This is a genomic window from Nitrosomonas sp. (genome assembly GCF_019752095.1).
Lineage (GTDB): Bacteria > Pseudomonadota > Gammaproteobacteria > Burkholderiales > Nitrosomonadaceae > Nitrosomonas.
Genome location: NZ_JAIEMO010000008.1, coordinates 91984 through 118143, shown reverse-complemented (window position 1 = coordinate 118143; position 26160 = coordinate 91984). Strand labels below are relative to the sequence as shown.

General features: G+C 43.3%; 23 protein-coding genes. 10 read left to right on the top strand and 13 right to left on the bottom strand.

Annotation, left to right across the window (positions count from 1 at the left end):
* Nucleotides 1-13: 13 nt before the first annotated feature.
* The gene (locus K2Q13_RS03700) at nucleotides 14-1285 is read left to right on the top strand and encodes an RsmB/NOP family class I SAM-dependent RNA methyltransferase (RefSeq protein WP_292919314.1); all 1272 of its coding nucleotides are present in this window, start codon (nucleotides 14-16) and stop codon (nucleotides 1283-1285) included.
* A gap of 139 nt (nucleotides 1286-1424) precedes the next feature.
* Here the strand turns inward: K2Q13_RS03700 and K2Q13_RS03695 are convergent, their stop codons facing one another.
* The 5 genes from K2Q13_RS03695 to K2Q13_RS03675 form a co-directional block, all read right to left on the bottom strand.
* Nucleotides 1425-4088 (bottom strand): MMPL family transporter, encoded by a 2664-nt coding sequence (locus tag K2Q13_RS03695; protein WP_292919313.1) that lies wholly within the window; start codon nucleotides 4086-4088, stop codon nucleotides 1425-1427.
* A gap of 37 nt (nucleotides 4089-4125) precedes the next feature.
* Complete coding sequence (locus K2Q13_RS03690; protein WP_292919312.1) at nucleotides 4126-4761, bottom strand: ABC transporter substrate-binding protein; 636 nt, start codon at nucleotides 4759-4761, stop codon at nucleotides 4126-4128.
* Nucleotides 4739-5878: a glycosyltransferase gene (locus tag K2Q13_RS03685; RefSeq protein WP_292919311.1), complete on the bottom strand. Its 1140-nt coding sequence runs from the start codon at nucleotides 5876-5878 to the stop codon at nucleotides 4739-4741. The genes K2Q13_RS03690 and K2Q13_RS03685 overlap by 23 nt, the downstream gene beginning before the upstream one ends.
* 47 nt (nucleotides 5879-5925) lie before the next feature.
* Nucleotides 5926-7044 carry an adenosyl-hopene transferase HpnH gene (gene hpnH, locus K2Q13_RS03680; RefSeq protein WP_292919310.1) on the bottom strand — a complete coding sequence of 373 codons (1119 nt, stop codon included), beginning with the start codon at nucleotides 7042-7044 and terminating at the stop codon, nucleotides 5926-5928.
* Between the two features lie 496 nt (nucleotides 7045-7540).
* Nucleotides 7541-8056, bottom strand: coding sequence for a peptidoglycan-binding domain-containing protein (locus K2Q13_RS03675; RefSeq protein WP_292919309.1), 516 nt, complete (start codon nucleotides 8054-8056; stop codon nucleotides 7541-7543).
* A gap of 216 nt (nucleotides 8057-8272) precedes the next feature.
* Here K2Q13_RS03675 and K2Q13_RS03670 point away from each other — a divergent pair, with 216 nt between their 5' ends.
* Together K2Q13_RS03670 and K2Q13_RS03665 are read left to right on the top strand one after the other, a co-directional pair.
* Nucleotides 8273-9412, top strand: coding sequence for an FAD-dependent oxidoreductase (locus tag K2Q13_RS03670; protein WP_292919308.1), 1140 nt, complete (start codon nucleotides 8273-8275; stop codon nucleotides 9410-9412).
* A gap of 175 nt (nucleotides 9413-9587) precedes the next feature.
* Entirely contained in the window at nucleotides 9588-9794 is a 207-nt protein-coding gene (locus K2Q13_RS03665; protein ID WP_292919307.1) for a hypothetical protein, read from the top strand.
* A 137-nt stretch (nucleotides 9795-9931) separates the two neighbouring features.
* Here the strand turns inward: K2Q13_RS03665 and ssb are convergent, their stop codons facing one another.
* Both ssb and K2Q13_RS03655 read right to left on the bottom strand, forming a co-directional pair.
* On the bottom strand, nucleotides 9932-10384 hold the full coding sequence (gene ssb, locus K2Q13_RS03660) for a single-stranded DNA-binding protein (protein WP_292919306.1): 453 nt from the start codon (nucleotides 10382-10384) through the stop codon (nucleotides 9932-9934).
* Nucleotides 10385-11767: an MFS transporter gene (locus K2Q13_RS03655; RefSeq protein WP_292919305.1), complete on the bottom strand. Its 1383-nt coding sequence runs from the start codon at nucleotides 11765-11767 to the stop codon at nucleotides 10385-10387.
* 66 nt (nucleotides 11768-11833) lie between these two features.
* On the opposite strand from K2Q13_RS03655, the gene uvrA reads away from it, so the two are divergent.
* Nucleotides 11834-14653, top strand: a complete 2820-nt coding sequence (uvrA, locus tag K2Q13_RS03650) for an excinuclease ABC subunit UvrA (RefSeq protein ID WP_292919304.1) — start codon at nucleotides 11834-11836, stop codon at nucleotides 14651-14653.
* Nucleotides 14650-15921, top strand: a complete 1272-nt coding sequence (locus K2Q13_RS03645) for a glycerate kinase (protein WP_292919303.1) — start codon at nucleotides 14650-14652, stop codon at nucleotides 15919-15921. Before uvrA ends, K2Q13_RS03645 begins: the two co-directional genes overlap by 4 nt.
* Here the strand turns inward: K2Q13_RS03645 and K2Q13_RS03640 are convergent.
* The 3 genes from K2Q13_RS03640 to K2Q13_RS03630 form a co-directional block, all read right to left on the bottom strand.
* Nucleotides 15905-16483: a DUF2806 domain-containing protein gene (locus tag K2Q13_RS03640; protein ID WP_292919302.1), complete on the bottom strand. Its 579-nt coding sequence runs from the start codon at nucleotides 16481-16483 to the stop codon at nucleotides 15905-15907. The two genes, K2Q13_RS03645 and K2Q13_RS03640, sit on opposite strands and share 17 nt — an antisense overlap.
* Before the next feature lie 3 nt (nucleotides 16484-16486).
* Complete coding sequence (locus K2Q13_RS03635; protein WP_292919301.1) at nucleotides 16487-16927, bottom strand: hypothetical protein; 441 nt, start codon at nucleotides 16925-16927, stop codon at nucleotides 16487-16489.
* A gap of 118 nt (nucleotides 16928-17045) precedes the next feature.
* A complete protein-coding gene (locus K2Q13_RS03630) occupies nucleotides 17046-18251 on the bottom strand; it encodes a porin (protein ID WP_292919300.1) in 1206 nt (401 codons plus the stop codon).
* Between the two features lie 678 nt (nucleotides 18252-18929).
* Between K2Q13_RS03630 and K2Q13_RS03625 the strand changes: the two genes are divergently transcribed.
* Entirely contained in the window at nucleotides 18930-19916 is a 987-nt protein-coding gene (locus tag K2Q13_RS03625) for a L,D-transpeptidase family protein (protein WP_292919299.1), read from the top strand.
* Between the two features lie 263 nt (nucleotides 19917-20179).
* Here the strand turns inward: K2Q13_RS03625 and K2Q13_RS03620 are convergent, their stop codons facing one another.
* On the bottom strand, nucleotides 20180-20470 hold the full coding sequence (locus K2Q13_RS03620; protein WP_292919298.1) for an Lpp/OprI family alanine-zipper lipoprotein: 291 nt from the start codon (nucleotides 20468-20470) through the stop codon (nucleotides 20180-20182).
* 271 nt (nucleotides 20471-20741) lie between these two features.
* Nucleotides 20742-21248, bottom strand: coding sequence for a L,D-transpeptidase (locus K2Q13_RS03615; RefSeq protein WP_292919297.1), 507 nt, complete (start codon nucleotides 21246-21248; stop codon nucleotides 20742-20744).
* Nucleotides 21249-21393: 145 nt separating this feature from the next.
* Between K2Q13_RS03615 and K2Q13_RS03610 the strand changes: the two genes are divergently transcribed.
* Genes K2Q13_RS03610 through K2Q13_RS03595 form a run of 4 tightly spaced genes read left to right on the top strand, consistent with a single transcriptional unit; the run spans nucleotide 21394 to nucleotide 25616 of the window.
* Nucleotides 21394-21624: a HypC/HybG/HupF family hydrogenase formation chaperone gene (locus K2Q13_RS03610; RefSeq protein WP_292919296.1), complete on the top strand. Its 231-nt coding sequence runs from the start codon at nucleotides 21394-21396 to the stop codon at nucleotides 21622-21624.
* 23 nt (nucleotides 21625-21647) lie between these two features.
* Nucleotides 21648-22802 (top strand): hydrogenase formation protein HypD, encoded by a 1155-nt coding sequence (gene hypD / locus K2Q13_RS03605; RefSeq protein ID WP_292919295.1) that lies wholly within the window; start codon nucleotides 21648-21650, stop codon nucleotides 22800-22802.
* A complete protein-coding gene (hypE, locus tag K2Q13_RS03600; protein ID WP_292919294.1) occupies nucleotides 22802-23860 on the top strand; it encodes a hydrogenase expression/formation protein HypE in 1059 nt (352 codons plus the stop codon). The genes hypD and hypE overlap by 1 nt, the downstream gene beginning before the upstream one ends.
* Nucleotides 23861-23870: 10 nt before the next feature.
* A complete protein-coding gene (locus K2Q13_RS03595; protein ID WP_292919293.1) occupies nucleotides 23871-25616 on the top strand; it encodes a hydrogenase maturation protein in 1746 nt (581 codons plus the stop codon).
* Here K2Q13_RS03595 and K2Q13_RS03590 read toward each other — a convergent pair.
* The gene (locus K2Q13_RS03590; protein ID WP_292919292.1) at nucleotides 25607-26050 is read right to left on the bottom strand and encodes a hypothetical protein; all 444 of its coding nucleotides are present in this window, start codon (nucleotides 26048-26050) and stop codon (nucleotides 25607-25609) included. The genes K2Q13_RS03595 and K2Q13_RS03590 overlap by 10 nt on opposite strands.
* Between the last annotated feature and the right edge of the window lie 110 nt (nucleotides 26051-26160).

Sequence of the window (26160 nt, the reverse complement as noted above, 5' to 3'; positions counted from 1 at the left end):
CATCAGGAAATCAATGCATTTTACGCCTTCTCAACTGGACGCAGTTATTGTTGCCATACGTACTGTACTTCCTCTGGAATACCCGGCTGATGCGATCTTGCGGCGTTTCTTCCAAGATAATCCTTTGTTAGGGGCACAGGATCGCGCATTCATTGCAGAAACAGTCTTCGGTATTCTGAGGCATCGTTTTTTCCTTGAAAGCCTGGTAAAAATTGTAACGCCACGTGCATTAGCGTTAGCGTATTTAGTTAAACTTCAAGGAATGAATTTACGCGAATTGGCATCGCTGATCAGCGAAACTGAAATAAAATGGTTGTCAGAAATCAAAGCGATCAAACCGGATGTATTTCCATTAGCGACTCAGGCTGAATTCCCCGTATGGCTGGTAGAGAAATTACAACATTTCATGTCGGATACAGATATTCTTGATTTGGGACTCTCGCTGCAAAAATCCGCGCCGCTGGATCTCCGAGTCAACACAATTCTCGCTAAACGCTGCGAAGTGCTGGAAACACTCGCGCAGGAAGGTATTGATGCTCAGGCGACACCTTATTCTCCTTGCGGCATCAGGCTTGCCGGAAAACCTGCTATCAATCGTCATGCACTTTTTTTATCGGGAAAAATAGAAGTGCAAGATGAAGGAAGTCAATTACTTGGCTATTTGTTGGCACCCAAGCGCGGTGAAATGGTTGTCGATTTTTGCGCGGGCGCAGGTGGAAAATCATTGCTGCTGGGTGCTTTAATGAATTCAAAAGGACGCATTTATGCGTTCGATGTCTCTGAAAAAAGACTAAATAATTTGAAGCCGCGCTTCAAACGCTCAGGTCTATCTAATTTACATATACAACGAATCACCAATGAGAATGACATAAAGATCAAACGACTGGCTGGAAAAATTGATCGCGTATTGGTCGATGCCCCTTGCAGCGGACTCGGGACTTTGCGTCGCAATCCCGATTTAAAATGGCGTCAATCGTCACAAAGCATCGATGAACTCAAAACCAAACAAGCTGCTATTCTTGCGGCAGCCGCCAGTTTGCTAAAACCGGGCGGGCGATTGGTGTATGCAACATGCAGCTTTTTACCAGAAGAAAATAAAATTGTCATTAACGAATTTCTGGCCGCGCACCCTCAGTTTAGCTTGTTGAATTGCACCGAACTGTTGTCTCATCAAAAGATACCACTGGATACTGGTGAATTTTTACAATTATTTCCCAAACCACACCAAACGGATGGTTTCTTCGCCGCAGCTTTAACACGAATTAATTTGGTAAAACCAGAATAAAGATTTAACAGGCCAATGAAAAACGTTTTCTAAGCAGCTGATTCAAGACGAAAGAGGTGAAAAGCACAGTTTATGCATAATGAGCATTTGCATCTTTTTAACACCGGAGCGGCAATGCAGGTAATTTTTCAACAGCCTGTTAGGCAGTAATTTCTTTCTTGTCACTGGCTGATTGCAGTAAAATCGGCAAAATAATCAGAACACACACCAAAGTCAGTAGCAATCCGATGGTTAACAGCTGCCCCATGCTGGATGTTCCTTGGTGAATAGAAAATATAAGACTACCAAATCCTGCCAGGGTTGTTAACGCACTGAAGAAAATGGCACGTGCCGTGCTGGTATGCAGTAGATTTTCATAGTCCGCTCCGGTATTCCGACTTCTGTATACCATATGCAAGCTACTGTCGATACCAATTCCCAGCAATAACGGCAACGCAATAATATTGGCAAAGTTAAACGACAGCCCCATGAATACTGTGCCGGCTCCGGTCAATAACGCCGCAAGCAATAATGGAATTAATACCAACAAGGTAGAAGTAGCGCTTCGAAGCATAATCCAAGTCGTCAATATGACTCCAATCAGTGCAAGCGAAAATGCATGAAAAAATGCATCTACTACGGCTTCCCCAGCTTCCAGGCTAATTACGGGAACACCGGTTGCATTTGGCGTAATTTGTTGCACAGCGCGAACAAATCTACGCAAGGCATCATTGTCATTAATATTTTCTGACGGATAAACCGCAATTCGATACGCATCATCCTTGCCATGCCACAGTTCAGTTACCGACGCCGGCAATGCCTCTTGAGAAAATGGTTGTGCCTCCAAAGCCAACTGTAGACGCTTGATAGCGTTCGGTAACAAGCTCAGTAAATCATTATTAACCGTAAGCAATAATTGTTCTTTCGCTTCCCCATTTTCCAACACAGGTTTATCTAACTTCGCTATCAGATTAGCAAGCGAACCCTCTAACGCACGAGCAGAAACTGCAGCTGGATGTTCTGGCTGCTCAGCAACGAACTGACTTAATACAATTCTTAGTTTATCCAATGCCATTCTCTGCTCCGAAACCGTATGAGGACTCGGAATCAAGAATGCTGTAGAGGAAAAAGAAATAGGCCCTAGTATCATTGCCATTTCCTCGATCAAAAGACTTTTCTCTTCTTGTTCCTCCGGAACCAGATCCAATATACTGATAACTCTTTTAACTTCGGACAAGGCCCTCAGTTGCTGTGCTATTTGTCTTATTTGTTGAACATCATCCACTAATACATTGATATGCCAAGGTGAATCTTCCGCATCCCCCAGCAATTCCTGGAAGGTTTGAACTGATTCTGCGTGCGGATTATTCAGATTCAATAAATTGTAATCGAACTTGATATGTGGCAACGCTAAGATAGAAGCTAGGACAGCAATAATGGTAATGCTATACACAAGCTTTCGCGAACGCCTTGGTAAATCCAGAATTTTATTAATTGATCGAACTGAAAGCGATGATTTTTTGATCTGAATCGGGAAAAACCTTTGCAAGGCAGGTATCATCGTCATCGTAATCAGAAAACTTATGAGCATACCCGTTCCCGAGATTAAACCCAGTTCTGCAACACCTCGATAGGTCGTTGGCATAAAGGCATAGAAACCGATCGCAGTGGTCAGCGCACAGATAAGCAGCGATTGCCCCATATCACCACCCGTTTTATATACTGCTTCGGGAACAGTCTGATCAGGCTTTCTGATTTCTTCAAGTCTGAGCAGGAAATGAATCGCAAAATCAACCCCCAGACCTATATATAATACTGCGAACGCAATGGAGATCAGGTTTAGATGACCGACGGCAACGGTTGCAAAAGCGGCCGTCAGCAATAAACCAAGAAGCAAGCTGACTATGATGGTGAATATTGCACCTGCTGAGCGAAATGCAATTAACAGCACCACAGCAACCATGATAAGTGCCAATAACCCGGCATCTTGAGCACCGTGCATTGCACTATTAAGTTCATCATGAGCCAGCGCCACCTCTCCTGTAATGCGCAATTTTTCAGTTGCATCTGGAGCAAATCCCATACCCTTCGCCGTAGTGCGAATCGCGTCAATAGGTCCTTCAGCAGCAAAAATTTGAGAATAGTCGAGCTTGGGCTGTACGATAATCAATTCCTGGTAAGTGTCTTTCTGTTCTTCGCCCCCTAATAACGCCTGCCATGATAGCGCGCGAGATTTACCCGCAAGCCGCGCTTCCAATGTTGCGCTGATGCCACTGAATACTGGCTCCAACTCTAATTTACGCCCCTTGCGTAATTCTTCAACGGCATCTGTCAGAACCGAAGAAAAAGTGAATAAATTGGGATTATCAGCCAAACGTGCGACCAGTGGCTGTGCCGCAGCCAAATAATCGGTAATTCGGCCTAACTCAGACAAATCCTTGTAGAACAACCCATTCTGTTCAAAGAAGGGTTCACCCGTTAAATAATAAGTACTAGGAAATTGTGTAACATCATCTTGCAAATAACGAGTAAAACGTTTTGCTGCTATATGCGCTTGCTCAGGTGTGGGAGCATCCAATACCAGCAACAGTGTATCTTCGTATTGAGGAAATGATTGTAGATACCGGATATGATTTGCGCGAAAAGGAACATCTTCGGAAAGCATATCGGTTGTATCCGTATGAACACCAAGATTGTTAACTATATAAAACGCGCCTAGTGTAACTACAACTAGTATGAGCAGAATAATCCAGATAGCGTAGCGATAAGATATGCCTGCCCAACGAGCAAAAAAACGATAACTAGAACTCGATGAACTAGTCACGTCTTATCAATCTTTTGGAGGAAAGAGATAAAAATCATTATGGGTTCTGTCGCGTCAGCGCAACCTTTTCCTTGAGCATTTCGATCAGCGCCTGAAAGCCATCCCGTTGCAGAATGGCTCGATATTCACCGCGTTTTATTGCCAGATCACTCACACCGTCAAACAGGATGTTAACGATACGCCAATCCCCTGCAACTTGATGCAACACATAATCAAAATTTACCGTACCGCCATCCGACTTGGTTAATTGACTCCGCACCAACACTTGATCTCGCGGCAAGGTACGTTGCTCGATAATCTGAAATTGTTCACCCTCATGCTGAACAAAACGCCCCGCATACGTTGCTATACTCAATTGACGAAAAGTTTCAACGATTAGATCCTGTTGTGCATTATCCAGCTGCGACCAATAAGTCGCGCCCAATATTGTCTTAATAATCAGATCAATATCATGAGTTTGATCAATGACAGGCTGCAAGTATTTGAAGCGCTCGTCGTAACTGAATTTTTCGCCTTCTCGCATAACATCGAGTAGAGATGATTGCAAATGCACTACTACCTGTTCCGGACTACCTATTTCTGAATTGGATGAACTCAATGCTGTAGGAACTGGTAGCAGCACCACTAAAATCAGATACCATCCTATCAATTTAAGTATTTGTTTTACTTTCATAACGACGATCTTTCCACAAAGCACGTTCCCCCCTCCGATACCGCAATGCTGACGTCCAAGTCATGGCAAGATACAAAATACCGATGATCGGCAAGGTAATCCCCCAAAGCGGGGAACGCTGATAATAAATTAAAGTAGGTAAATAAGTAAAAAACATAGCAGCCCATGCCAGAATACTCACTAGATAAATTTCCAAGTAAGACGAGAACATAAAAGCAAAAGGTGCTACCAAAAACATGGAAATCATGATCAATGTACAGATAATCAGCAAAATGGGCGAATATTTTAATTGCGTATATGCAGTGCGCGCGACCATTTCCCAGATTGGTTTTAGTTTATGATAGCCGCGATGACTACGTGCTCCATGGCTAAGCCCTATAAAAGTACGTAACCCGGCACGCTTAATATGCGCAGCCAAAGTACAATCATCAATCAACGCATCATGCAAATTGGCAAAAGCACCCGTGGAACGCAATGCTTGTGTTTTTACCAAAATACATCCGCCTGCGGCGGCGGCAACGCGTGATTCCGGCCTATTTGCTAGCCCAAATGGATATAATAGTTTGAAGAAGAAAATAAATGCTGGCATCAATAAGCGCTCTACAAAATTATCCATAGGTGGCTTAGCCATAAGTGATACTAGTGCCAGGTTCTCATTACACGCTTTTTGCCGTAACTCAAAAATAATTCCTGGGGTCAGTTCAATATCAGCATCCAGCAACAATGTATAATGTGTTCTAATTTCTCGCAACCCTTGTTCTAACGCCCACAGCTTACCACTCCAACCCGCTGGCGGCGCAGTACCCGATAGCACTTGTGCTCCGCATTGCCTAGCCTGCTCTGCTGTATCATCGACGGACTGATCATCGATCACAATGACACGCACATTCTCGCCTTGCGCTCTAACCCCGTGCAATGTATGCCCGATATAAGGGCCTTCATTACGCGCCGGAATTAAAACAGTGATATCACTCAGCGTTTCGCTGGAAATAACTTTCTCGTGTGCTAGTGTTTCGATTTTCTCGCAAGTACTCCAAGGACGCCATGGAAATAATACCAACATCCACCAGCAAAAAGTGCCAAAAATAGATAGATAGAGTACTAACTCCACTAACATTCTTAGTTACACTGAGTTTTAAAATGTAGAATTAGTACAATCTATATCTACTTATTAACAAGTGTCACAGGTATATCGGAAAGCTTTTTAGACGTTTTATTTTCTCCTGTTGCCCATTTTGGGGTTGGCTCAGCAACCATAGGCCCTGATGTTTTAGGTCCCTTTAATGATGCAATCAGCGCCTTCCAGGGATGGTGCAAAGTATCTTCTACAGCTGTCGCTTCATATCCACAGTGCGCCATGCATTGCGCACATTTCGGATTATTAGCCGTTCCATACTTTTCCCAGGGCGTATCATCAAGAAGCTCCTTAAAGGTTTTTGCGTAACCTTCATCCGATAACAGATAGCATGGCTTCTGCCATCCAAAAACATTGCGCGTCGGATTACCCCAAGGTGTGCATTCGTAATCCTGGTTACCTGCCAGATAATCCAAATACAATGCTGAGTGGTTCAAGCGCCATTTGCGTTTAAGTTTCTTACCCAACTCAAAGATACCGCGGAATAATATCTTTGTATCCTGGCTTTTAATAAAAACATCCTGCTGCGGCGCTTTCTCGTAACTAAATCCGGGAGCAATCGTTGCAGCCTCGACACCCAGCTCCATGGCATAATCCAAAAATTCAGCCACATCTTCCGGTGTCTCGCCTTGAAACAACGTGCAGTTTACCGTGACCCTGAATCCCCTACTTAACGCCAGCTTAATCGCCTCAACTGCACGATCAAAAACTCCCTCCTGACAAACTGAAGCGTCATGGCGTTCTTGCATGCCATCCAGATGAACAGAAAAAGTCAAATAGGGTGATGGCGTATAATCGTCAATACGTTTTTTTAACAACAATGCATTGGTACATAGATAAACATATTTCTTACGCTTAATAATACCTGCCACAATTTGCGGCATCTCTTTATGAAGCAATGGTTCGCCACCTGGAATTGATACCATTGGAGCGCCGCACTCATCTACAGCTTGCATGCATTCTTCATAGGAAAGGCGTTGATCAAGCACATCTTCGGGGTGTGCTATTTTTCCACAACCAGCACAAGCCAGATTACATCGAAACAAAGGCTCCAACATCAGTACCAAAGGATATTTTTTCACTCCTTTTAATTTCTGCTTGATCAAGTACGTACCTACCGCGATCTGTTGACGTAAGGGAACACCCATGAATAACCTCCAAAAGTACTTCAAAAACAAATTTTTAACAATCTAACTTACAATTAAGTATGAAACAAAACTGATAATCAGCCCGCCTTTCATATCCATTAGCAAACCATTCCAAACTATCTGCACTGCGCTACAGTTATAAAGCAAGCTCACGATGCCAGCATATTAAGCATCAGCTGCGCTTTTCGGTCATTTTTCCTTGTATCGACTACCTGAGAACGTTTTCAATAATTCACTAAACGCACTAATATACATAATGAGAAAATTTGAATATATCTGATAAAAACCCTCAAAACATAAATTTTCTTAACTTCAACCGCTATACCTCTATATTTTAATCTGAAAGCACCCTGAAAGTCAGTTTTTAACTATAGAACATGATTGCTTACTATAGCAAATATTTTTCAACTCATTGATTAATTATCGATATACACCAATGAAAAACACCAAGAGCTTATAGCTCTTGGTGTTTTTTAACTAATAAATTCGCTGCCTCTTAAAACTCAACGCCTAGCGCACGTAATGTCCGTTTGTCTATTTTCCCAGATGTAATGCCATTTTCTTTCTGGAATGCTTCAATCGCCGCTACAGTTTTACCACCGCTCTTTCCATCAACTGGACCAGGATTAAATCCGGCATCTACAAGCGCCTGCTGAATATCACGCGTCATTGCAGCATCAGGTTTTACGACATCATCACCGTCATCAATAACAGGCTCCGGCGCTTCGTTAACCTCAACGTCGGCACTTATAGTATCAACATCACTTTCTGCTGAATCCAAGGTTTGCAAACTTTGCACATCTTCAATCATAGCTGGTTCAGTGGGTACAAGTGCCGCAGATTCATATTCGAATTCAGGTTCAGGCGCTGTCGCTGGTGCTTCTGCTGCCACCTTATCTTCTTTAGCTGGTATTGGTTTTTTTTCGTAGATTGGCTTACAACCTATTAACAGCACTGCAGACAAAAAAAGAACAAAGCAAGATGTTAATGTACTCGTTTTGATAAAATTCATTACTAATCCCCCAAAAATATTAAACAAATCGTTATGCTGCTTCTAGGAACTCGTACTGAATAAAATACTCTTTCAATTTCAATGCAATACTCGATTCCTCTTCGAAGCCAAGCAACATACTTGTGATTTTACTTATCGCATTTTGTATTAACTTATAATGTTGCGGTGAGAACTATCACATTTTTCCAATAAGAACGCAACATAAAAAAGTTAATAATGATAGGCTTAACACAAAGCAACAAAGATTTACTACTGATCGGCGGTGGCCATAGTCATATCATTGCAATTAAACGACTAGCCATGAAGCCACTTACCAATGTTCGCATAACGCTGATCAGTAGCGATACGCTGACACCCTATTCTGGCATGTTACCCGGACTCATTGCCGGACATTATGCACATGAGGATTGCCATGTCGATTTGCGAATACTCTGTCAATGGGCTGGTATAAAATTTATCCATTGCAAAGTTACGCATCTGGATCCATCAAAAAAACAAATTGATTGCCAAGATAATCGCTCGTTACGTTATGATGTTTTGTCGATCAATGTAGGCTCGCAACCTGCGCTACACAGCATCCCCGGTGCAATTATTTATGGTTCCCCGGTAAAACCCATCAAACAATTTCTGCAGCAGTGGCAACATTGGCTTACAACGCAGCAACGATCAAGTCACCTGCAACGCATTGTCGTCGTTGGTGGGGGTGCCGCCGGGATAGAAATATTACTCGCCTTGCACTATAGATTGGCAAATACAACTGCTATCCGCGCCGAATTCACCTTGATTTGCGCTGATTCACACATCCTTAATTCACACAACAAGAAAGTACAGAATTTCTTTCACCGGCATTTGCAAACGCTTGGAATCCGACTAATCCAGGGAAAATATGTAGTTTCTGCACTTGAACATCAGTTAGTGCTTGATGACCATACACAATATGACTATGATTTCCTTGCTTGGGCCATCCATGCAAACGCGCAGCCTTGGTTGGAAAAAAGCGGACTGGCATGCGATGACAATGGCTTTATTCAGGTTGATGAATATCTTCGCAGCATTTCACACTCAGATATTTTTGCAACAGGCGATTGCGCTGCATTTACACCGATGCCCTTACCTAAAGCCGGTGTCTATGCAGTTCGTCAGGGACCATTTCTAGCCAAAAATATTTCGACGCAATTAGTGGGACATGACTCTCTTCAGCCTTACAAACCGCAGCGATACTTCTTGAGCTTATTAACCACAGGAGAACGCCATGCGGTTGCTTCTCGGGGGGCTTTCTTTGCACATGGAAAGTGGGTTTGGCTTTGGAAAAACTATATCGATCGCAGCTTCATAACAAGCTTCAATCTGAAATGATCATACGCCGAGATACCATCGGTACAAACTGTATCAATCGCATCCCAATCAATAGGGACATACAAGAATCATAACTCCAGGCTAAAGTTTGTTTTTTTTAAGTCGTTGAAACAGCATCATTGCTGTTAATTAACCGACTAACCATTTAATAAATAAAACTTACCTGGAAGAAGCCATGAAAATTCTTGTTCATTTTAAGTCTGGATTTAAGCAAACATTTATTGTTCCAAAATGTATGCTAGCGCTCGAATTTAGAAATATGGCCAGGGAGATCGGCGGCAATATCGCCAGTATCGAATTCTCATTGCCTCCTAGTCGTCAAACCAATATAGCTCCTATCGAACTTCGGAATGGGGTGTCCCGCTTGCCTGACAAACGTTAATAGATTAAATCAAGCTCCTCGTTGCAAACAGCAAGGTTTAAGTACGCACCCTAAATACCGACTTTCAATCGGCTCGCACACTCCGAAATGAAGAATTAAACCTGAAACGACTGAGTATAATATATTCAACCATTCGATTAAAATGGAATATCATCATCCATATCATCAAATCCGCTTGAACTTTTAGCTGAAGAAGATCGACCAGGAACCGAATTGCCTTCATCTTGATCAGAAGTTGATTCAAAACTATTGCTTCCTGGTCGACTACCCAACATTTTCATATCGCTGGCGATAATATCAGTCGTATAGCGCTCCACACCACTCTTATCAGTCCATTTTCTAGTTTCTAATCTTCCTTCAATATAAACAGAGCGACCTTTCTTTAAGTATTCTCCAGCAATTTCGGCAAGCTTGCGATAAAAAGTTACACGATGCCATTCGGTTTTTTCCTGCTTCTCTCCATTCTTGTCTTTCCAAGTGTCTGTAGTGGCCAATGTAATATTAGTAACCGCATCCCCATTTGACATGTAACGAGTTTCCGGGTCTTTACCCAAATTACCAATGAGTATAACTTTATTGACTGAAGCCATCTATGTTCTCTCCCCAAGCAATTGAATTACCTTTTCTTCATCAAAGCCTTTCATGTCTACTTTCAGATAGGCCACTCTTTCATTAACAATAACTAATGCTTCATAGACACCGGGTATTGCTGCAAGCCGACGCGATAGTTCTCGTGATTGATCAACATCCATTTCATCCACAGGATACATCCTGGATCGCACGGCAGCAGGCGCCTTCATCGTTGCAGCCAATACCAGCCACACCACCAGCAATAATCCGCAGAACGTATATAACGCGTAACTTCCATACGTACCAAATAAATAACCACCAGCCGCCGCACCGGCAAAAGCACCCAGAAACTGAGTACTACTGTAAACTCCGATTGCCGTTCCCTTTGCGCCCACGGGGGCGATCTTGGAAATTAATGAAGGTAGGCTGGCTTCTAATAAATTAAATGCCGTAAAAAAAACTAACAAGGCAATAGCTGTACCCCATAGTGAATCAAACGTCATAGCCAACAATATCTGACCCATTAGCAAAATAGCAATTGCTGCAACAAATACATGCTTTAACTTGGCTTTCTTCTCGGAGTAAATAATTGCGGGGATAATAAAAACAATCGACAGCAATAAAACAGGCAAATAAATCTGCCAATGATCACCCGCCGCCATTCCGGCTTGCCGCAAAGTCAGCGGCACAACAAGCCAGAGCGCCATCAATGTGGCGTGTAACGCAAAAATTCCGTAATTTAAACGCAACAACTGCGTATTCTGCAATACACTTGCAAAGCTCGTAGGTGATACTTCGGTATCGGAGTGAAACCTGCTGATATGCGGATCAGGAATGATTTTTTTTACCACAAGCATTGCAAGTAACGCCAGTATACCGGTCATGGCAAAAATTCCCGGCACGCCTATCCATTGATTCAAAATCGGAGCAGCAATCAGGGAAATGGCAAAAACTGTACCAATGGTCATACCGATCGTCGCCATCGCTTTAGTACGATGCTCTTCTCGCGTAAGATCCGCCGCAAGAGCCATTACAGCGGCGGATATTGCCCCGGCCCCCTGAATAATACGTCCCACTATTACCCAATATATATCAACTGCCATAGCTGCGACCAAGCTACCAATAGCAAATAAAATCAGCCCAAGATATATAACAGGCTTACGTCCGATACGGTCAGACAACCAACCAAAGGGAATTTGCAGCACAGCTTGCGTTAAACCATATGCTCCTAGTGCAATTCCGACTAACGTATAATTGTCTCCGCCAGGCAAGTCCTCAGCATAAAAAGCAAATACCGGCAAAATGATAAACAGTCCAAACATGCGCAAGCCATACACACCGGCCAAACCAATGGTTGCGCGTAATTCCCCCGGAGACATTTTTTCAGATGATGAAGCAGACATGAATCAGATTGTTATATTTTAAAAAAGTTGGGTATATTAGCAGGTTGACTCATACATAGATAGTTCATGGAATCCATAAAAATACGCGGTGCACGCACGCACAATCTGAAAAACATCCATCTTGATCTGCCGCGTAACAAGCTTGTTGTCATTACCGGGCTATCAGGATCAGGCAAATCATCGCTTGCATTCGATACGCTTTATGCGGAAGGCCAACGTCGATATGTGGAATCTCTTTCGACCTATGCAAGACAATTCCTTCAATTGATGGAAAAACCGGATGTTGATTTGATCGAGGGACTCTCTCCCGCAATCGCTATCGAACAGAGGGCAACCTCGCATAATCCACGGTCGACGGTAGGGACGGTCACTGAAATTCATGATTATTTGCGTTTGCTATTCGCTCGCGCGGGCGATCCTTTTTGCCCTGAACATAATATTGTTTTGACCGCACAAAGCGTATCGCAAATGGTAGATCATGTGTTACAGCTACCACTCGACACACGTTTGATGATTCTTTCCCCGTTAATCGTGGAACGTAAGGGCGAGCAAGTAGAGTTGTTTGATGAGCTGCGTGCACAAGGTTTTGTTCGTTTGCGAATCGATGGCGAAGTTTATGAAATCGATGCATTGCCAAAGTTGCAGAAAACTCAGAAACATACCATTGAAGTGGTAATTGATCGCTTGAAGATTTCCCCGGATGCTAAGCAACGGCTTGCTGAATCATTCGAAGTCGCGTTACGCCATTCCGATGGACGCGCTTTGGCAATTGAGATAGATAACTGCCATGAACATCTGTTTTCAGCCAAATTCAGTTGCCCGGTGTGCAGTTACTCGTTGTCGGAAATGGAACCCAGATTATTCTCTTTTAACAATCCATTAGGTGCCTGCAATAAATGCGATGGCTTGGGGCAAATCACTTTCTTTGATCCAGCACGTGTCGTAGCATTCCCCCACTTGTCACTGGCTGCCGGCGCGGTAAAAAACTGGGACCAGCGCAATCAATTTTATTTTCAGTTACTAAAAAATCTCGCAACACATTACCATTTTGATCTGGAGACACCATTTGAGAAACTGGATGAAGCTATTCGCAACATTATCCTGCATGGTTCAGGTAAAGATAAAATACATTTCTCCTATCTGACAGAAGGCGGTCGCAAGCGGCAGGAAACTCACCCTTTTGAAGGGATCATTCCCAACCTGACACGTCGCTATAAAGAAACCGAATCTCAAGCTGTACGGGAAGAACTGGCCAAATATCTCAATGCGCAAACTTGCCCAGAGTGCCAGGGTACACGCTTGTGCCAGGCTGCGCGGCATGTGCATGTGGCAGGGCAGGCAATTTACCAGATCAGCGCTTTTCCACTAAAAAAAGCCAAGCAATTTTTTGATCACATCGAGTTATCGGGTCACAAGCAATCAATTGCTGAGCGTATTATCAAGGAAATTTCCAACCGCTTACAATTTCTCAACAACGTAGGGCTAGATTATTTATCTTTGGATCGCTCCGCGGATACGTTGTCCGGCGGTGAATCTCAACGTATCCGATTGGCCAGTCAAATCGGTTCCGGCCTAACGGGCGTCATGTACGTTTTAGATGAACCTTCCATCGGTTTACATCAACGCGATAATGGTCGTCTGCTCGATACACTCAAAAAACTACGTGATCTGGGTAATAGTGTCATCGTGGTTGAACACGATCAAGATGCCATACAGATTGCAGACTATGTTGTGGATATGGGACCGGGAGCCGGCGAACACGGCGGGCTCGTTGTTGCTCAAGGTACGCCACAGTCTATCCGGGAAAATAATGCTTCTCTGACGGGCAAGTATCTAGTCGGAAAATTATCAATCAAGATACCTGAAAAACGTCACCCTCCCGCCGATGATCGAATGCTTCGAATTGATGGCGCCACTGGAAACAATCTAAAAAACGTTACACTGACTCTCCCGATAGGTCTCTTTGTCTGTGTCACAGGGGTTTCGGGATCCGGCAAATCCACGCTTATTAATGAAACGCTACATCGCACAGTAGCTCGCCATCTTTATGGCAGCAATGCTGAACCGGCGCCCTATCAACATATCGAAGGCCTGGCTTTCTTCGATAAAGTCATCAATATGGATCAAAGTCCGATTGGTCGTACGCCGCGCTCCAATCCCGCAACTTATACCGGACTGTTCACTCCGATCCGGGAATTGTTTGCTGGCGTACCTCAAGCACGCGAACGCGGCTATGCGCCCGGCCGGTTCTCATTCAATGTCAAAGGTGGTCGATGCGAAGCTTGCCAAGGTGATGGCGTAATTAAAGTAGAAATGCATTTCCTTCCAGATATCTACGTTACCTGCGATGTATGCCATGGCCATCGATATAACCGCGAGACCCTGGAGATTCAGTATAAAGGCAATAATATCAATGAAATTCTGAAATTGACCGTGGAAAATGCATTTGAATTTTTCAGCTCAGTACCAGTGGTTGCGCGAAAATTACATACATTACTGGACGTGGGCCTCGGTTATATTACCTTGGGACAATCCGCCACAACACTCTCCGGCGGTGAGGCACAGCGGGTAAAACTGTCACTGGAGCTTTCCAAGCGCGACACAGGCCGGACCTTGTATATTCTGGATGAACCCACGACTGGTCTACATTTTCAGGATATCGATCTACTGCTGAAAGTATTACACAGACTGCGTGATCATGGTAATACTGTGGTAGTCATCGAACATAACCTGGATGTCATCAAAACAGCCGACTGGATTATTGACTTAGGCCCGGAAGGTGGAGATGGTGGCGGATGTATTATTGCAGAAGGTACGCCGGAAGCAATTGCAGGCAATAAAAACAGTTTTACGGGTCATTATCTACAATCCATGTTGGTAAAATGAATCCGTGCAATCATTTGCTGGAAAGCTTTGCAGTAGCCGTCAAAACTGCCAACCCTAATCACATCATTCCGCTGCATCTTCCTCATCCCCCTCGAGGTCGCACACTCGTTATTGGCGCTGGCAAAGCATCTGCTGCAATGGCAATGGTGGTTGAGAATGCATGGCCTGCCGCTGCTCAGATTGATGGTTTGGTCGTCACTCGCTACGGGCATACATTACCCACACAAAAAATCAAAGTTGTTGAAGCGGGTCATCCGATACCGGATGAAAATGGTGAGCGAGCAGCGCAAGAAATTCTCGCAGCAGTTCAAACATTAGAATCCGGGGATCTATTACTTTGTTTGTTCAGCGGCGGCGGATCCAGTCTGTTATCTTTACCAATTGAAGGCATTTCACTGCAAGATCTTCAAGCAGTCACCCACCAGCTGTTGCGTTGCGGAGCAAGTATCCAGGAAATTAACACTGTCCGCAAACACTTATCCGCGATCCAAGGCGGTAGGCTTGCTGCCGCGTGCCAAGCTCCCATACTGGCTTTAATTATTTCCGATGTTACCGGTGATGAAGTAACCCATATCGCTTCCGGCCCCTGTTCCCCCGATCCATCCACGTTTGCCGACGCGCTTGCTGTACTTGACCGCTATCATTTGGTTGTACCGGCAATAGTGCGACAAATGCTATTGGAGGGCAAAGAAGGCGTTATCGCTGAGACACCCAAGCCTGGCTCTCTCATCTTCAATCAAGTCGAAAACAGAATTATTGCAAATGCTCATCAATCCCTGGTTGCGGCTGCAAATTATTTCCAAGAGCATGGGATCAATACTTTAATACTTGGTGATACAGTAACCGGAGAATCTCGTGAAATTGCCAAAAGCTATGCCGCATTGGCCAGAGAAATAAAACTATATCCGCAAATGCTAAGACCGCCTTTGGCTCTATTATCGGGCGGTGAAACGACTGTCACCTTGAAAGAGAATGGCCGAGGAGGGCGCAATTCCGAGTTCCTATTGTCATTATTAATCGAACTCTCTGCGCTTGATAAAGTATATGCATTGGCATGCGATACGGATGGATTGGATGGGACTGAAAACAATGCTGGAGCACTCATCACACCGGATTCTCTGATTCGCGCAAATAGACTTAATTTGGACCCTGTATCGTTTTTATCGAATAACGATGCCTATACGTTTTTTCAGCAATTAAATGATTTAGTCATTACTGGCCCCACACATACCAATGTTAATGATTATCGCGCTATCCTGGTACTCTAATCGCACACACGCGGCCAACCATATCAGGTTTCCAATTGCGGTCAATTTGTATTGATGACAAAACCAATCCTTGCTCAAACCAACTGCGAATGACGTATTCATAAAACTGCTGATTTCTGATCGCTGGAATGGTTAAAGCTAACTCTTTACCTCGCGCTGTTAATAGCACGTGTCCCAAGTCCAAAAAATTATTCTCATTGTTCTGGAAACCTATTTTAGTCGGCTTATCGCAATAAAAAAGTCGCGTATGTTTTCCAAATCCTTTTTTCACAAAGCCTCCACTCTCAAATGCAATTAAGCCGATACTCTCGAGATATTTTAATACTGACAGAGTAATTCCTTGCCTTGAATAAACTTCATTCTCCACGTCAAAAATAAGCGGCAATGGTTCGCCTTGCACCCATGAAAATTGACATAACGTCACAAAAATGTGCTTATCTTTTTGCGTTAAATCGAATTGCATATTTAAATCATCCATCGGCAATGCTCTTTTGTTTGCACGATCTCTTCCATAAATAATGAATCGATCGATTTCATTGATGGCTGGATCATCTTCACGCACAAGCTATTTTTCTGATTTTTCCTCTGTTTTTTCTGGGCTCTTTACTTCAGCAAGTGATTCTGTACCCCCTACATCTGTTGATTCTGAACAATCAACTTCATTTGCCTGCACATTTGTTTTATTTTTGGATTTTGGCGCATCTTTAATCTTGCGAGACTTAATTTCTCTATTAATTTCACCCAGGAAAGCAACATTATCTTTCCGTTGCTTTTCACTCTTATACCATGATGCACACGTAATAGTACCCATAATTATTAACAAGATGCTCAATACATCAATTCCATCAAAGAAAATAAATACAACACCTGTTGAAACTGCAAATGCACCTAATATGGCTGTAAATAGCCACATCTTAGAACCAGAACTATTGCTTCGTTTGTTCCAGGACTCAAGATTATCTCGTGTAGAAACCAGCTCTTCATCGGTCCACTTTTTCATACTCATATTTGAAAATCCTCCATAATTATCAATCGATATTTAGCAAACAATAAAGATTCATTATATTTCTTTCTGACAATAAAAAAGGCACCATTTGGTGCCTTTTTTACGAGATTAACTTGGTTTAGAAGTTATGACGCATACCTACAGTATAGGTGTTATGATCTCTAAGTCCATTAACTGCTTTGTCGTCCATCATACCGCGCTGATAGCCACCAAAGAGACTTGACCGTTTGCTGAGGTTATGTATCAGACCAACGGTAAAGGTACTCATATCACGTCTAATTGCAGTGGCGGTTGCATTAGCTTCTGACATACCACCTTGAGCGATAAAGCTAGTATTACCCCAATCATACTGACCGCTGGCAAACCATAGATGACCATCACCGCCTAGATTCATCGCTGAGTTACAGTGCGAACGAGTATCTCCGACACCAGTGCCAGGATTACCTAAAGCAGCAGCATTGGAACAGGTTGCTGCACCTATTGCATTGTCGACTCTTTCATATTGACCGCTGAGTTTGAAGTTTTGGAAACTCCACAGTGCACCACCACGCCAGACATGCTCGTTGTTCGTTAAAGGTAGAGTTGTTCTTTGTCGGGTGCTCAGGTTATCGCGAGAATATCCGCCGAATAAGCCTAGATTATGACCTGCAACTTGCGCTTCATATTTACCTGCGACTTGGAAGTCCCATTCACCATCTTCACCACCTGAATTTGATTGACTTCCTTGAAAAGTATCTGTCGGAGAGATAAAATTTGCCGCATCTAATCGGTTAGAATCGCCAGGCATTAATATACCTGCAAAGCTAAACCCTTCAACCCGTGGCGAATCAAACCGAACAGCGCTGTTTACAAAACTTTGAGCACCAGAACCTAAGCCATTGGCAGAAGCAGTCATGGTACCACCGCTACCTGCAGCTTGCAGAGTTGTGTATGCAAATGGATCAATCGTCATACCGCCTGCGAAATCTTTAAATGGTGATTGAACACGACCAAATTTCACTTCACCCCAGCTATCGTTTGCCAGCGCCACCCAACGTTCCCGTGCAACACCCAATGCACCGCTACCTGTACTAAAACCATATTCAACATGCGCTTTTGCTTTCAAGCCGCCGCCTAAATTCTCAGTTACATGCATCCCCATTCTTGAACGGCCTGTGTCATCACCAATGAGAGCTTGACTGCTTTGACCGTCTTTGTTGACTGTAGCATACTCGGCTTGCACACTACCAAAAAGTGTTACATTCGTTCCTACTCCTTGTGCTAACACAACCATCGGGGCTGCAAGTGCACCAGCTACTGCCAGTGATATAAGTTTCTTCTTCATACGGAAGTTCTCCTTTAATGTTAAAACGATTGGGGCCGTCCTTTTTTGCCCTACTACACTCCAGTGGAATGCACCCCGCTTGTCCGGACCCCCCGACTCGGAGGGTTTGATTTGATTGTGCCGAACACATAAGTATTCTGCAAGAAAAACGAGCATATTTTATAAATTTAGCCATCACGATGTTGCATTCAAGCAACACTGCTGTTGTTTTTCTGACTATAACCCTAGCTCTTATATATCTTACTCGGGCTTAAATTAGCATTTATTCCATCCACCAACAAAAATGATAACTTTATATAACAAATACTTAAAGAAATTCACTTAATTATATATTTCTCAAGCCTAAAGTACGATACGAGCTGCAGGGTATATTTGAACCAATATTTGCAATTCTCACACTTTAAGGTTCAGAATTTGTAGGTTAAAACTACAAAATTTACAAGTTTTTTGTGAAACACCACTATTACTTACACATCATACAAAATCGAGTCGAAAAAATTCTATTCTATTATCTATCAAATCAAGCAGGTAGTACATAAAACAGCTTGAGTGATTCCGTCAATTGTCAAATTTCGTAAATGCCCCATAGTTACGCTCGTTTTTTATATTACTAATAAGAAAGTTTCGGTTATCATTTCACTTCCTCACTAATTTTAATGATGCTGTTATGACATGATCATGAACAAAATTCATCTACTTCTTTCTGCTACAACCTTTCTTTTTGCGATCACTTTTGCTCGAGCCGAGACATGGACTCTTCCTCCACCCGACATTGATATTTTCGGTCAAATAAGAACCATGCACGCTAGTAGTTCGGAAACATTGCTTGATATAGCCCGACTATATGATATTGGTCAAATAGAGATTTTGTTAGCCAATCCTGATGTTGACCGCTGGTTACCTGAAGATGGCACTACAGTTATCCTACCTAGCCGCTACATTATTCCTCAGGCCGAACGAAAGGGTTTAGTATTAAATCTGCCCGAAATGAGAATTTATTATTTTCCTGAGCCTAAAAAAGGGGAAAAGCCTACTGTCATTACTCACCCAGTCGGGATCGGCAGAATGGATTGGATAACGCCTTTAGGCATCTCCAGAATAATTGAAAAAAAGAAAGACCCAACCTGGATACCTCCAAAATCGATCCAAATGGACAGAATTGCAAATGGTGAGCAGCCTTACCCCAGCATAGTACCGCCAGGCCCGACTAATCCACTGGGGCGACATGCCCTGAGATTAAGTATTGGTAGTGGTAGCTATCTAATACATGGCACTATCAAACCATTTGGCGTGGGAATGCGCGTCTCAGCTGGATGTGTGCGAATGTATCCAGAGGACATTGAAGCGCTATTTGACAAAGTTCCGGTCGGCACACAAGTACAAGTGGTCAATCAACCCATTAAACTTGGCTGGTTATTAGATTCGCTTTTCATTGAACTTCATCCACCACTGGAAGAAGACGAATCAAAATATACTAACTACCAACAAATAGTAATCAACACAATTAATGACTTTCTTTTGCTAAAGAATAGTAAAAGAAATATTCCCGGAGATTTTGAAATCGATCAAGAAACCCTAAAACAGGCAATACTTGAAAAAAGCGGAATGCCCGTTTTAATTTCCCGTTCTCAAGCTCAACTTCATACACGAAATCTCATTAATTAGTTTTCCACGCTTTCTACGCCAACCACACAAAGCGACAGTTTAATAATTATAAAGGCTATGTCACAACTAATTATTGAAAATGACTTATAGAATCACATGGTTTATTTATAATCAATTGGCTATGTAGTTTTATGCAATCAAAAAGTCATTTATTATCAGGGCACTGAAAAAATCAGCAGTTAAACTGTTACATAGCCATTATAAATATGATAAAAAAAACCCCTCCAAAGAGGGGTTTTTTGAATACAATAACAATTAACTGATTATTTATGCATAGCTTTCTTAAACATACGATCTATTTTTGATTCTGTATCCAATGAACGTCTGTTTGCTTCGTCTGCAATACGCACTGCATCATTTGCTTTTGCATTGGCAGCATCCGCAGCTTGTTTAGCAGCAGCTGCATCAGCCTTCGCAGAAGCAATATCAGCGATATGTTTATTTTGCAATTCTTCTAATTGACCAGTCGTAGCACAACCCGTCAATCCAATAAAAGCACCTGCCACTACTGCCAGTGTTAACATACGTACTGGATGCTGAATTTTTCCTTTCATTCCGATCTCCTCAGTTGTTTATTCTATTCAATATGCACAAATATCCACAACTTTACTAGCTGCTGATAGAAAATACCAGCAACACATTGGAATCTTATCCGATTTCTTTCGCAAAATAAATGGATTTTATGACAAATTTACCAACAGCCTAGCTACAAACACAACAAGTTATACATTAAGCGTATAATAAAATTGCATATTCTTCTGCAGGTTTAAACTCAAGCAGCTAACAACAAAGTCATAAAAATCATATGAATTGGGTATACTACTGCTAACGGATGTTCACCCATATACCAGGTTTAATCCATTTACCCAGCTGATCTATTTGCTCATTTGTCAACGCAACACAACCATTTGTCCAGTTGTATTTATGATGAACTTCTTGATCGCCTCTTCCAATACCATGTATTCCGATATGCCCACCAAGCGATGTATCCTGTGGAGGTGTTCTGCCTCTACTTTTTGCTTGCTTGATTGACAACCACGTTTCTTCGTCAATCCTATTTTCTTCCAACGCACGATTTGCCGTGTCAAGATTGGGATAATTAAGACCAAAAAAACGATAATAGCGGCTTTTCTCATTAACCCAGCCGACTCTAAATCTACCCAGAGGTGTTTTGTCATCTTTAGTCACCTTAGACCAAGTAGTGCCATAACGGCCAATGGCGACATTCTCAAAAATTGCTTTAACACTATCGCCTTGCATCACTAACAATGTTTGTTCTGCCGTATCTACATCAATCCATACTCCGTTATCAGCTCGAACAGTATTTTGCATAACTGAAAAGACAAACAATCCAATTATCAAAATTTTTAAGAAATATCTAAGAAAATTTAGCCAAATCACTTTTCAAGTCTATTCGTTAGTTGGAATGATTAATTATGTCATAATTTCAGCTTCTAGAAACTCACATTAAACGCGTATGTGTCTCGCTATTCCTGCCTACGTTGAGCAATTGACAGCTAACAATCATGCGCTAGTAAATATAAGCGGCATTCACAAAGAAATCTCTCTGGCACTCGTCGAAGATATTGTTCCTGGAGATTATATTATTTTACATGCAGGTTTTGCACTACAAAAACTGGACCCGGCAGAAGCAGAACTGACTCTAGCAATGTTTGCTGAAATCTCCTCCATCAACAGAAGCCCCTGATTCGATAAAGCGAACAACACGACATGAAATACATTAATGAATTCCGTGAAGGCACTTTAGCACAGAACATCGCAACCAATATCGCAGCTGAAGCAAACCCTCTACGTCATTACCATTTCATGGAATTTTGTGGCGGCCATACACACGCCATCTCGCGTTTCGGTCTAGTCGACCTATTACCAGACAATGTGCACATGATTCATGGCCCTGGTTGTCCAGTATGCGTTTTACCTATGGGCCGCGTGGAAAATGCAATCCAACTGGCTCAGACAAAGGATCTGATATTATGCAGTTACGGTGATATGTTGCGCATACCCACTGCAAGCGGCATAAGTTTACAGAAAGCAAAAGCACGAGGTGCAGACGTGCGTATGATTTACTCCAGCGCAGATGCGATAAAAATTGCACAAGAGAATCCGCAACATCAGGTGGTATTTTTTGCCATTGGATTTGAAACCACCACACCGCCGACGGCTGTTGCAATCAAACAAGCACAAGCGCTTGGTCTGGATAATTTCAAGGTATTTTGCAATCACGTCCTGACACCCTCAGCGATTTCCCATATTCTGCAGTCACCTGAAGTCCGCGAATTTGGCGTAGTTCCATTAGATGGCTTTATCGGACCAGCCCATGTATCCGTTGTAATTGGCAGCCGCCCCTACGAATATTTTGCCGAAGAATTTCAGAAACCTGTTGTCATTGCAGGCTTCGAACCTCTCGATGTAATGCAAGCCATACTGATGCTAATACGCCAAATCAATTCAGGCCGCGCAGAAGTTGAGAACGAATTTACTCGGGCAGTTTTGCCAACCGGAAACATCAAAGCGCAATCACTCGTAGCTGAAGTATTCGAATTGCGTCGAGTCTTCGAATGGCGCGGCCTGGGATTAGTGCCCTACAGCGCGCTAAAAATCAAATCAGGCTATGCCGACTTTGATGCAGAATGTCGTTTTCAAATTCCAGCACTATCGATCGCCGACAACAAAGCTTGCGAATGCGGCGCCATTTTACGCGGAGTCAAACGGCCGCAAGATTGCAAAATTTTTGGAACAGTCTGCACCCCCGAGAACCCGATCGGTTCCTGCATGGTGTCCTCGGAGGGCGCTTGCGCCGCTCATTACAGTTATGGTCGCTTTCGCGAAAAAAATCATACACATCCTGCAACATCGGAGAATTAATGCCCAACAAAGTAAAAGTCAAATTTGGTTACACGCGCGCGCTTGACTTGAAACATGGCTGTATCGAGATGGTCCATGGCGGCGGTGGTCGCTCGATGGCACAGTTGATTCAACAGATGTTTGTTGCAGCGTTCGATAATGAATTCTTAAGACCAATGAATGATCAAGCTTGCTTTCCGGGTTTTAATGGACGTATGGTCATATCTACTGACAGCCATGTGATAACGCCCTTATTTTTCCCCGGCGGAGATATTGGTAGCTTATCGATTCATGGCACCATCAATGACGTCGCCATGTCCGGTGCCAAGCCTTGTTATCTGGCTGCCAGCTTTATTCTGGAGGAAGGTTTCCCGCTGGCTGATTTGAAGCGCATTGTTGATTCCATGGCGCAAGCGACAAAAGCAGCCAGAGTACCCATTGTTACCGGTGATACCAAGGTGGTAGAGAAAGGCAGTGGTGACGGTGTATTCATCACCACAACCGGAATTGGCATGGTCCCGGAAGGTATAAATATCTCCAGCGAGAATGCGCGGCCTGGCGACAAAATTTTAGTATCCGGCACTTTGGGAGATCACGGTATCGCCGTCATGGCGTCGCGTGAAAATTTGTCTTTTCAAACTAACATTGAATCCGATACCGCCGCCTTGCATGATCTGGTCGCCACAATGATCAGCGCAACACCAAACATCCACGTACTGCGTGACCCTACGCGCGGCGGCGTTGCCGCAGCACTCAACGAAATCGCACAGCAATCATCGGTAGGAATGATGCTCTATGAAAATAAACTACCTATTCACGAACAAGTCCAAGCTGCCTGCGAATTTCTAGGCTTCGATCCATTGTATATTGCCAATGAAGGTAAGCTTATTGCAATCTGCGCAGCGGAGGATGCTGAAAATTTGCTAACTGTGATGCAAACCCACCCACTGGGCAAAAATGCCGCCATAGTGGGTGAAATCATCGAAGACACGCATTGCTTTGTGCAAATGCAAACTCGTTTTGGTGGCAAACGTGTCGTTGATTGGTTAAACGGCGAGCAATTACCGCGTATCTGCTAAGCCTTGCAAATTGAAAATTCTATTCCTCACACACAGCTTCAACTGCCTGACACAACGCTTGTTTGTTGAGTTAACCCAGCTCGGGCACGACATTTCAATTGAATTTGATATTAACGATGCTGTCACCTGTGAAGCTGTCGAGCTGTTTCAGCCTGATCTGATTATTGCGCCCTTTCTGAAAAGGGCCATCCCTGAAACAATCTGGCGCAAACTAACCTGTTTTATCGTGCATCCGGGAATTGTCGGAGATCGCGGTCCATCCGCGCTGGATTGGGCCATCATGGAAAATCAATCAGAATGGGGAGTAACAGTATTACAAGCCAATGCTGAAATGGATGCCGGTGATATCTGGGCAACAGAATTTTTTCCGCTGCGCTACGCCAGCAAAAGCAGCTTATATCGCCATGAAGTCGTTGAGGCTGCAACCGGCGCAGCACTGACAGCAATAAAACGTTTTTTATCCAGATCATATCGTCCCACCCTATTGGATTACTCACATTCGGATGTGCATGGCTGCTTACATAGCCCGATCCGACAAATTGATCGTAGCATCGACTGGCAACAGGACACAACACTCACTGTTATAAGAAAAATTCATGCTGCCGATGGATTTCCTGGGGTACTCGATACGCTGCTTGGTGAATCTTATTATCTGTTTGATGCCCACCATGAAGAAAAACTGACTGGTGAACCAGGAACCATCATAGCCAAACGCAATAATGCGATTTGCCGTGCTACCATTGATGGCGCAGTGTGGATTGGTCATTTGAAACGTAAAAATGGCACTGAACAGACTTTTAAACTGGCTGCTACTATGGTTTTAAAGAATCACCTAGATGATGTACCCGAAATACCCTCAGACCCCTTTGCAGTAAAGCTGAGTGAAACCTATCGTGATATTTGGTTTGAGCAGAAGAATGATGTCGGTTACCTGCACTTTGTATTTTATAACGGCGCTATGGATACCACGCAATGCGATCGCCTGCGAGATGCATATCTCGCGGCGACTGAACGCAAAGTTCGCGTTATCGTGCTAATGGGCGGATCTGATTTCTGGTGCAACGGCATTCATCTCAATCATATCGAGAATGCCACCAGCCCTGCCGATGAATCCTGGTGCAATATCAATGCCATGAACAATCTGGTACAAACCATCATTACTAGCAATCGACAGCTCACGATTGCAGCACTGCAAGGCAATGCTGGTGCTGGAGGAGTCTTCTTATCACTGGCTGCTGATTATATTTTTACGCGCGCCAGTATCATCCTGAACCCGCATTATAAAAGCATGGGAAACCTTTACGGCTCGGAGTACTGGACCTATTTATTACCTCGGAGAGTCAGTTCATCGAATGCGAAATTATTGATACAAAATCGCCTCCCTGTCGGCGCCACAGAAGCCAGAAATATTGGACTGATTGATGACTGCTTCAATTTAAATCCGGAAGATTTCAGAAAAAAAATAATGAGCATTGCAGAAACACTCGCAGCTCGCCTAGATTTCCCGTCGCTCCTGCAAAAAAAAATACATCAGCGCCAATCGGACGAGCAGCAAAAGCCATTACAGAGCTACCGTGATCATGAACTTAAGCATATGCAACTAAATTTCTATGGCTTTGACCCCAGTTATCACGTCGCACGTTATCATTTTGTGCACAAAAGCCCCCATGCTTGGACACCCCGCTACCTTGCCCAGCATCGCCGATTTTCACAAACCTCTATCAACAACACACGGCTCCATCACAGCTACCTTTGACTAGCGACCGGATTTGGTATAATTGTCTCCACCAGATCGGGATCAAATTCAGGAGGTTTTTCAGCGGGAGGAATCACACCCGGACACTGTTTAATAGCCGCCCATTGTTGTATCGCATCATACTCACTTTTAAGTTGCGCATATTCAGCTTCTTGCTCTTTAGTTCCCGCCAACGCAAATAACGCTGCCCATGAAAGTGATAAATCTGCATCTAACGTCAACTTATCATTGGTCGACGCATTGCCATTTGATTTACCTGTTAACTGACTGACTCTAGCTTGAATTCGCTCAATCTCAGCCAATAATTCGGCGCAGCTATAAGTCTGAAATTGTGCGGGTGATATATAAGGCGAATTAAGTTTTTCTGATGAAGACACACAACCAGACAACATAATAGCTGCGGCAAAAAGAACAACAGTAAAAAGTTTCTTCATGACAATTACTTTTCCCTCGTATTTATTTATGCGTGCAAATAACTATCACACTACCATCTATTTTGTTGAATTGTACACCGATACCACAACTCTTTACATCTACCAATGCT

Excerpts from the sequence above, each read along its gene's own strand:
- K2Q13_RS03700 (WP_292919314.1), top strand. The coding sequence starts at position 14 with ATGCATTTTACGCCTTCTCAACTGGACGCAGTTATTGTTGCCATACGT.
- K2Q13_RS03690 (WP_292919312.1), bottom strand. The coding sequence starts at position 4,761 with ATGAAAGTAAAACAAATACTTAAATTGATAGGATGGTATCTGATTTTA.
- K2Q13_RS03685 (WP_292919311.1), bottom strand. The coding sequence starts at position 5,878 with ATGTTAGTGGAGTTAGTACTCTATCTATCTATTTTTGGCACTTTTTGC.
- hpnH (WP_292919310.1), bottom strand. The coding sequence starts at position 7,044 with ATGGGTGTTCCCTTACGTCAACAGATCGCGGTAGGTACGTACTTGATC.
- K2Q13_RS03675 (WP_292919309.1), bottom strand. The coding sequence starts at position 8,056 with ATGAATTTTATCAAAACGAGTACATTAACATCTTGCTTTGTTCTTTTT.
- K2Q13_RS03670 (WP_292919308.1), top strand. The coding sequence starts at position 8,273 with ATGATAGGCTTAACACAAAGCAACAAAGATTTACTACTGATCGGCGGT.
- K2Q13_RS03665 (WP_292919307.1), top strand. The coding sequence starts at position 9,588 with ATGAAAATTCTTGTTCATTTTAAGTCTGGATTTAAGCAAACATTTATT.
- ssb (WP_292919306.1), bottom strand. The coding sequence starts at position 10,384 with ATGGCTTCAGTCAATAAAGTTATACTCATTGGTAATTTGGGTAAAGAC.
- K2Q13_RS03655 (WP_292919305.1), bottom strand. The coding sequence starts at position 11,767 with ATGTCTGCTTCATCATCTGAAAAAATGTCTCCGGGGGAATTACGCGCA.
- uvrA (WP_292919304.1), top strand. The coding sequence starts at position 11,834 with ATGGAATCCATAAAAATACGCGGTGCACGCACGCACAATCTGAAAAAC.
- K2Q13_RS03645 (WP_292919303.1), top strand. The coding sequence starts at position 14,650 with ATGAATCCGTGCAATCATTTGCTGGAAAGCTTTGCAGTAGCCGTCAAA.
- K2Q13_RS03635 (WP_292919301.1), bottom strand. The coding sequence starts at position 16,927 with ATGAGTATGAAAAAGTGGACCGATGAAGAGCTGGTTTCTACACGAGAT.
- K2Q13_RS03630 (WP_292919300.1), bottom strand. The coding sequence starts at position 18,251 with ATGAAGAAGAAACTTATATCACTGGCAGTAGCTGGTGCACTTGCAGCC.
- K2Q13_RS03625 (WP_292919299.1), top strand. The coding sequence starts at position 18,930 with ATGAACAAAATTCATCTACTTCTTTCTGCTACAACCTTTCTTTTTGCG.
- K2Q13_RS03620 (WP_292919298.1), bottom strand. The coding sequence starts at position 20,470 with ATGAAAGGAAAAATTCAGCATCCAGTACGTATGTTAACACTGGCAGTA.
- K2Q13_RS03615 (WP_292919297.1), bottom strand. The coding sequence starts at position 21,248 with ATGCAAAATACTGTTCGAGCTGATAACGGAGTATGGATTGATGTAGAT.
- K2Q13_RS03610 (WP_292919296.1), top strand. The coding sequence starts at position 21,394 with ATGTGTCTCGCTATTCCTGCCTACGTTGAGCAATTGACAGCTAACAAT.
- hypD (WP_292919295.1), top strand. The coding sequence starts at position 21,648 with ATGAAATACATTAATGAATTCCGTGAAGGCACTTTAGCACAGAACATC.
- hypE (WP_292919294.1), top strand. The coding sequence starts at position 22,802 with ATGCCCAACAAAGTAAAAGTCAAATTTGGTTACACGCGCGCGCTTGAC.
- K2Q13_RS03590 (WP_292919292.1), bottom strand. The coding sequence starts at position 26,050 with ATGAAGAAACTTTTTACTGTTGTTCTTTTTGCCGCAGCTATTATGTTG.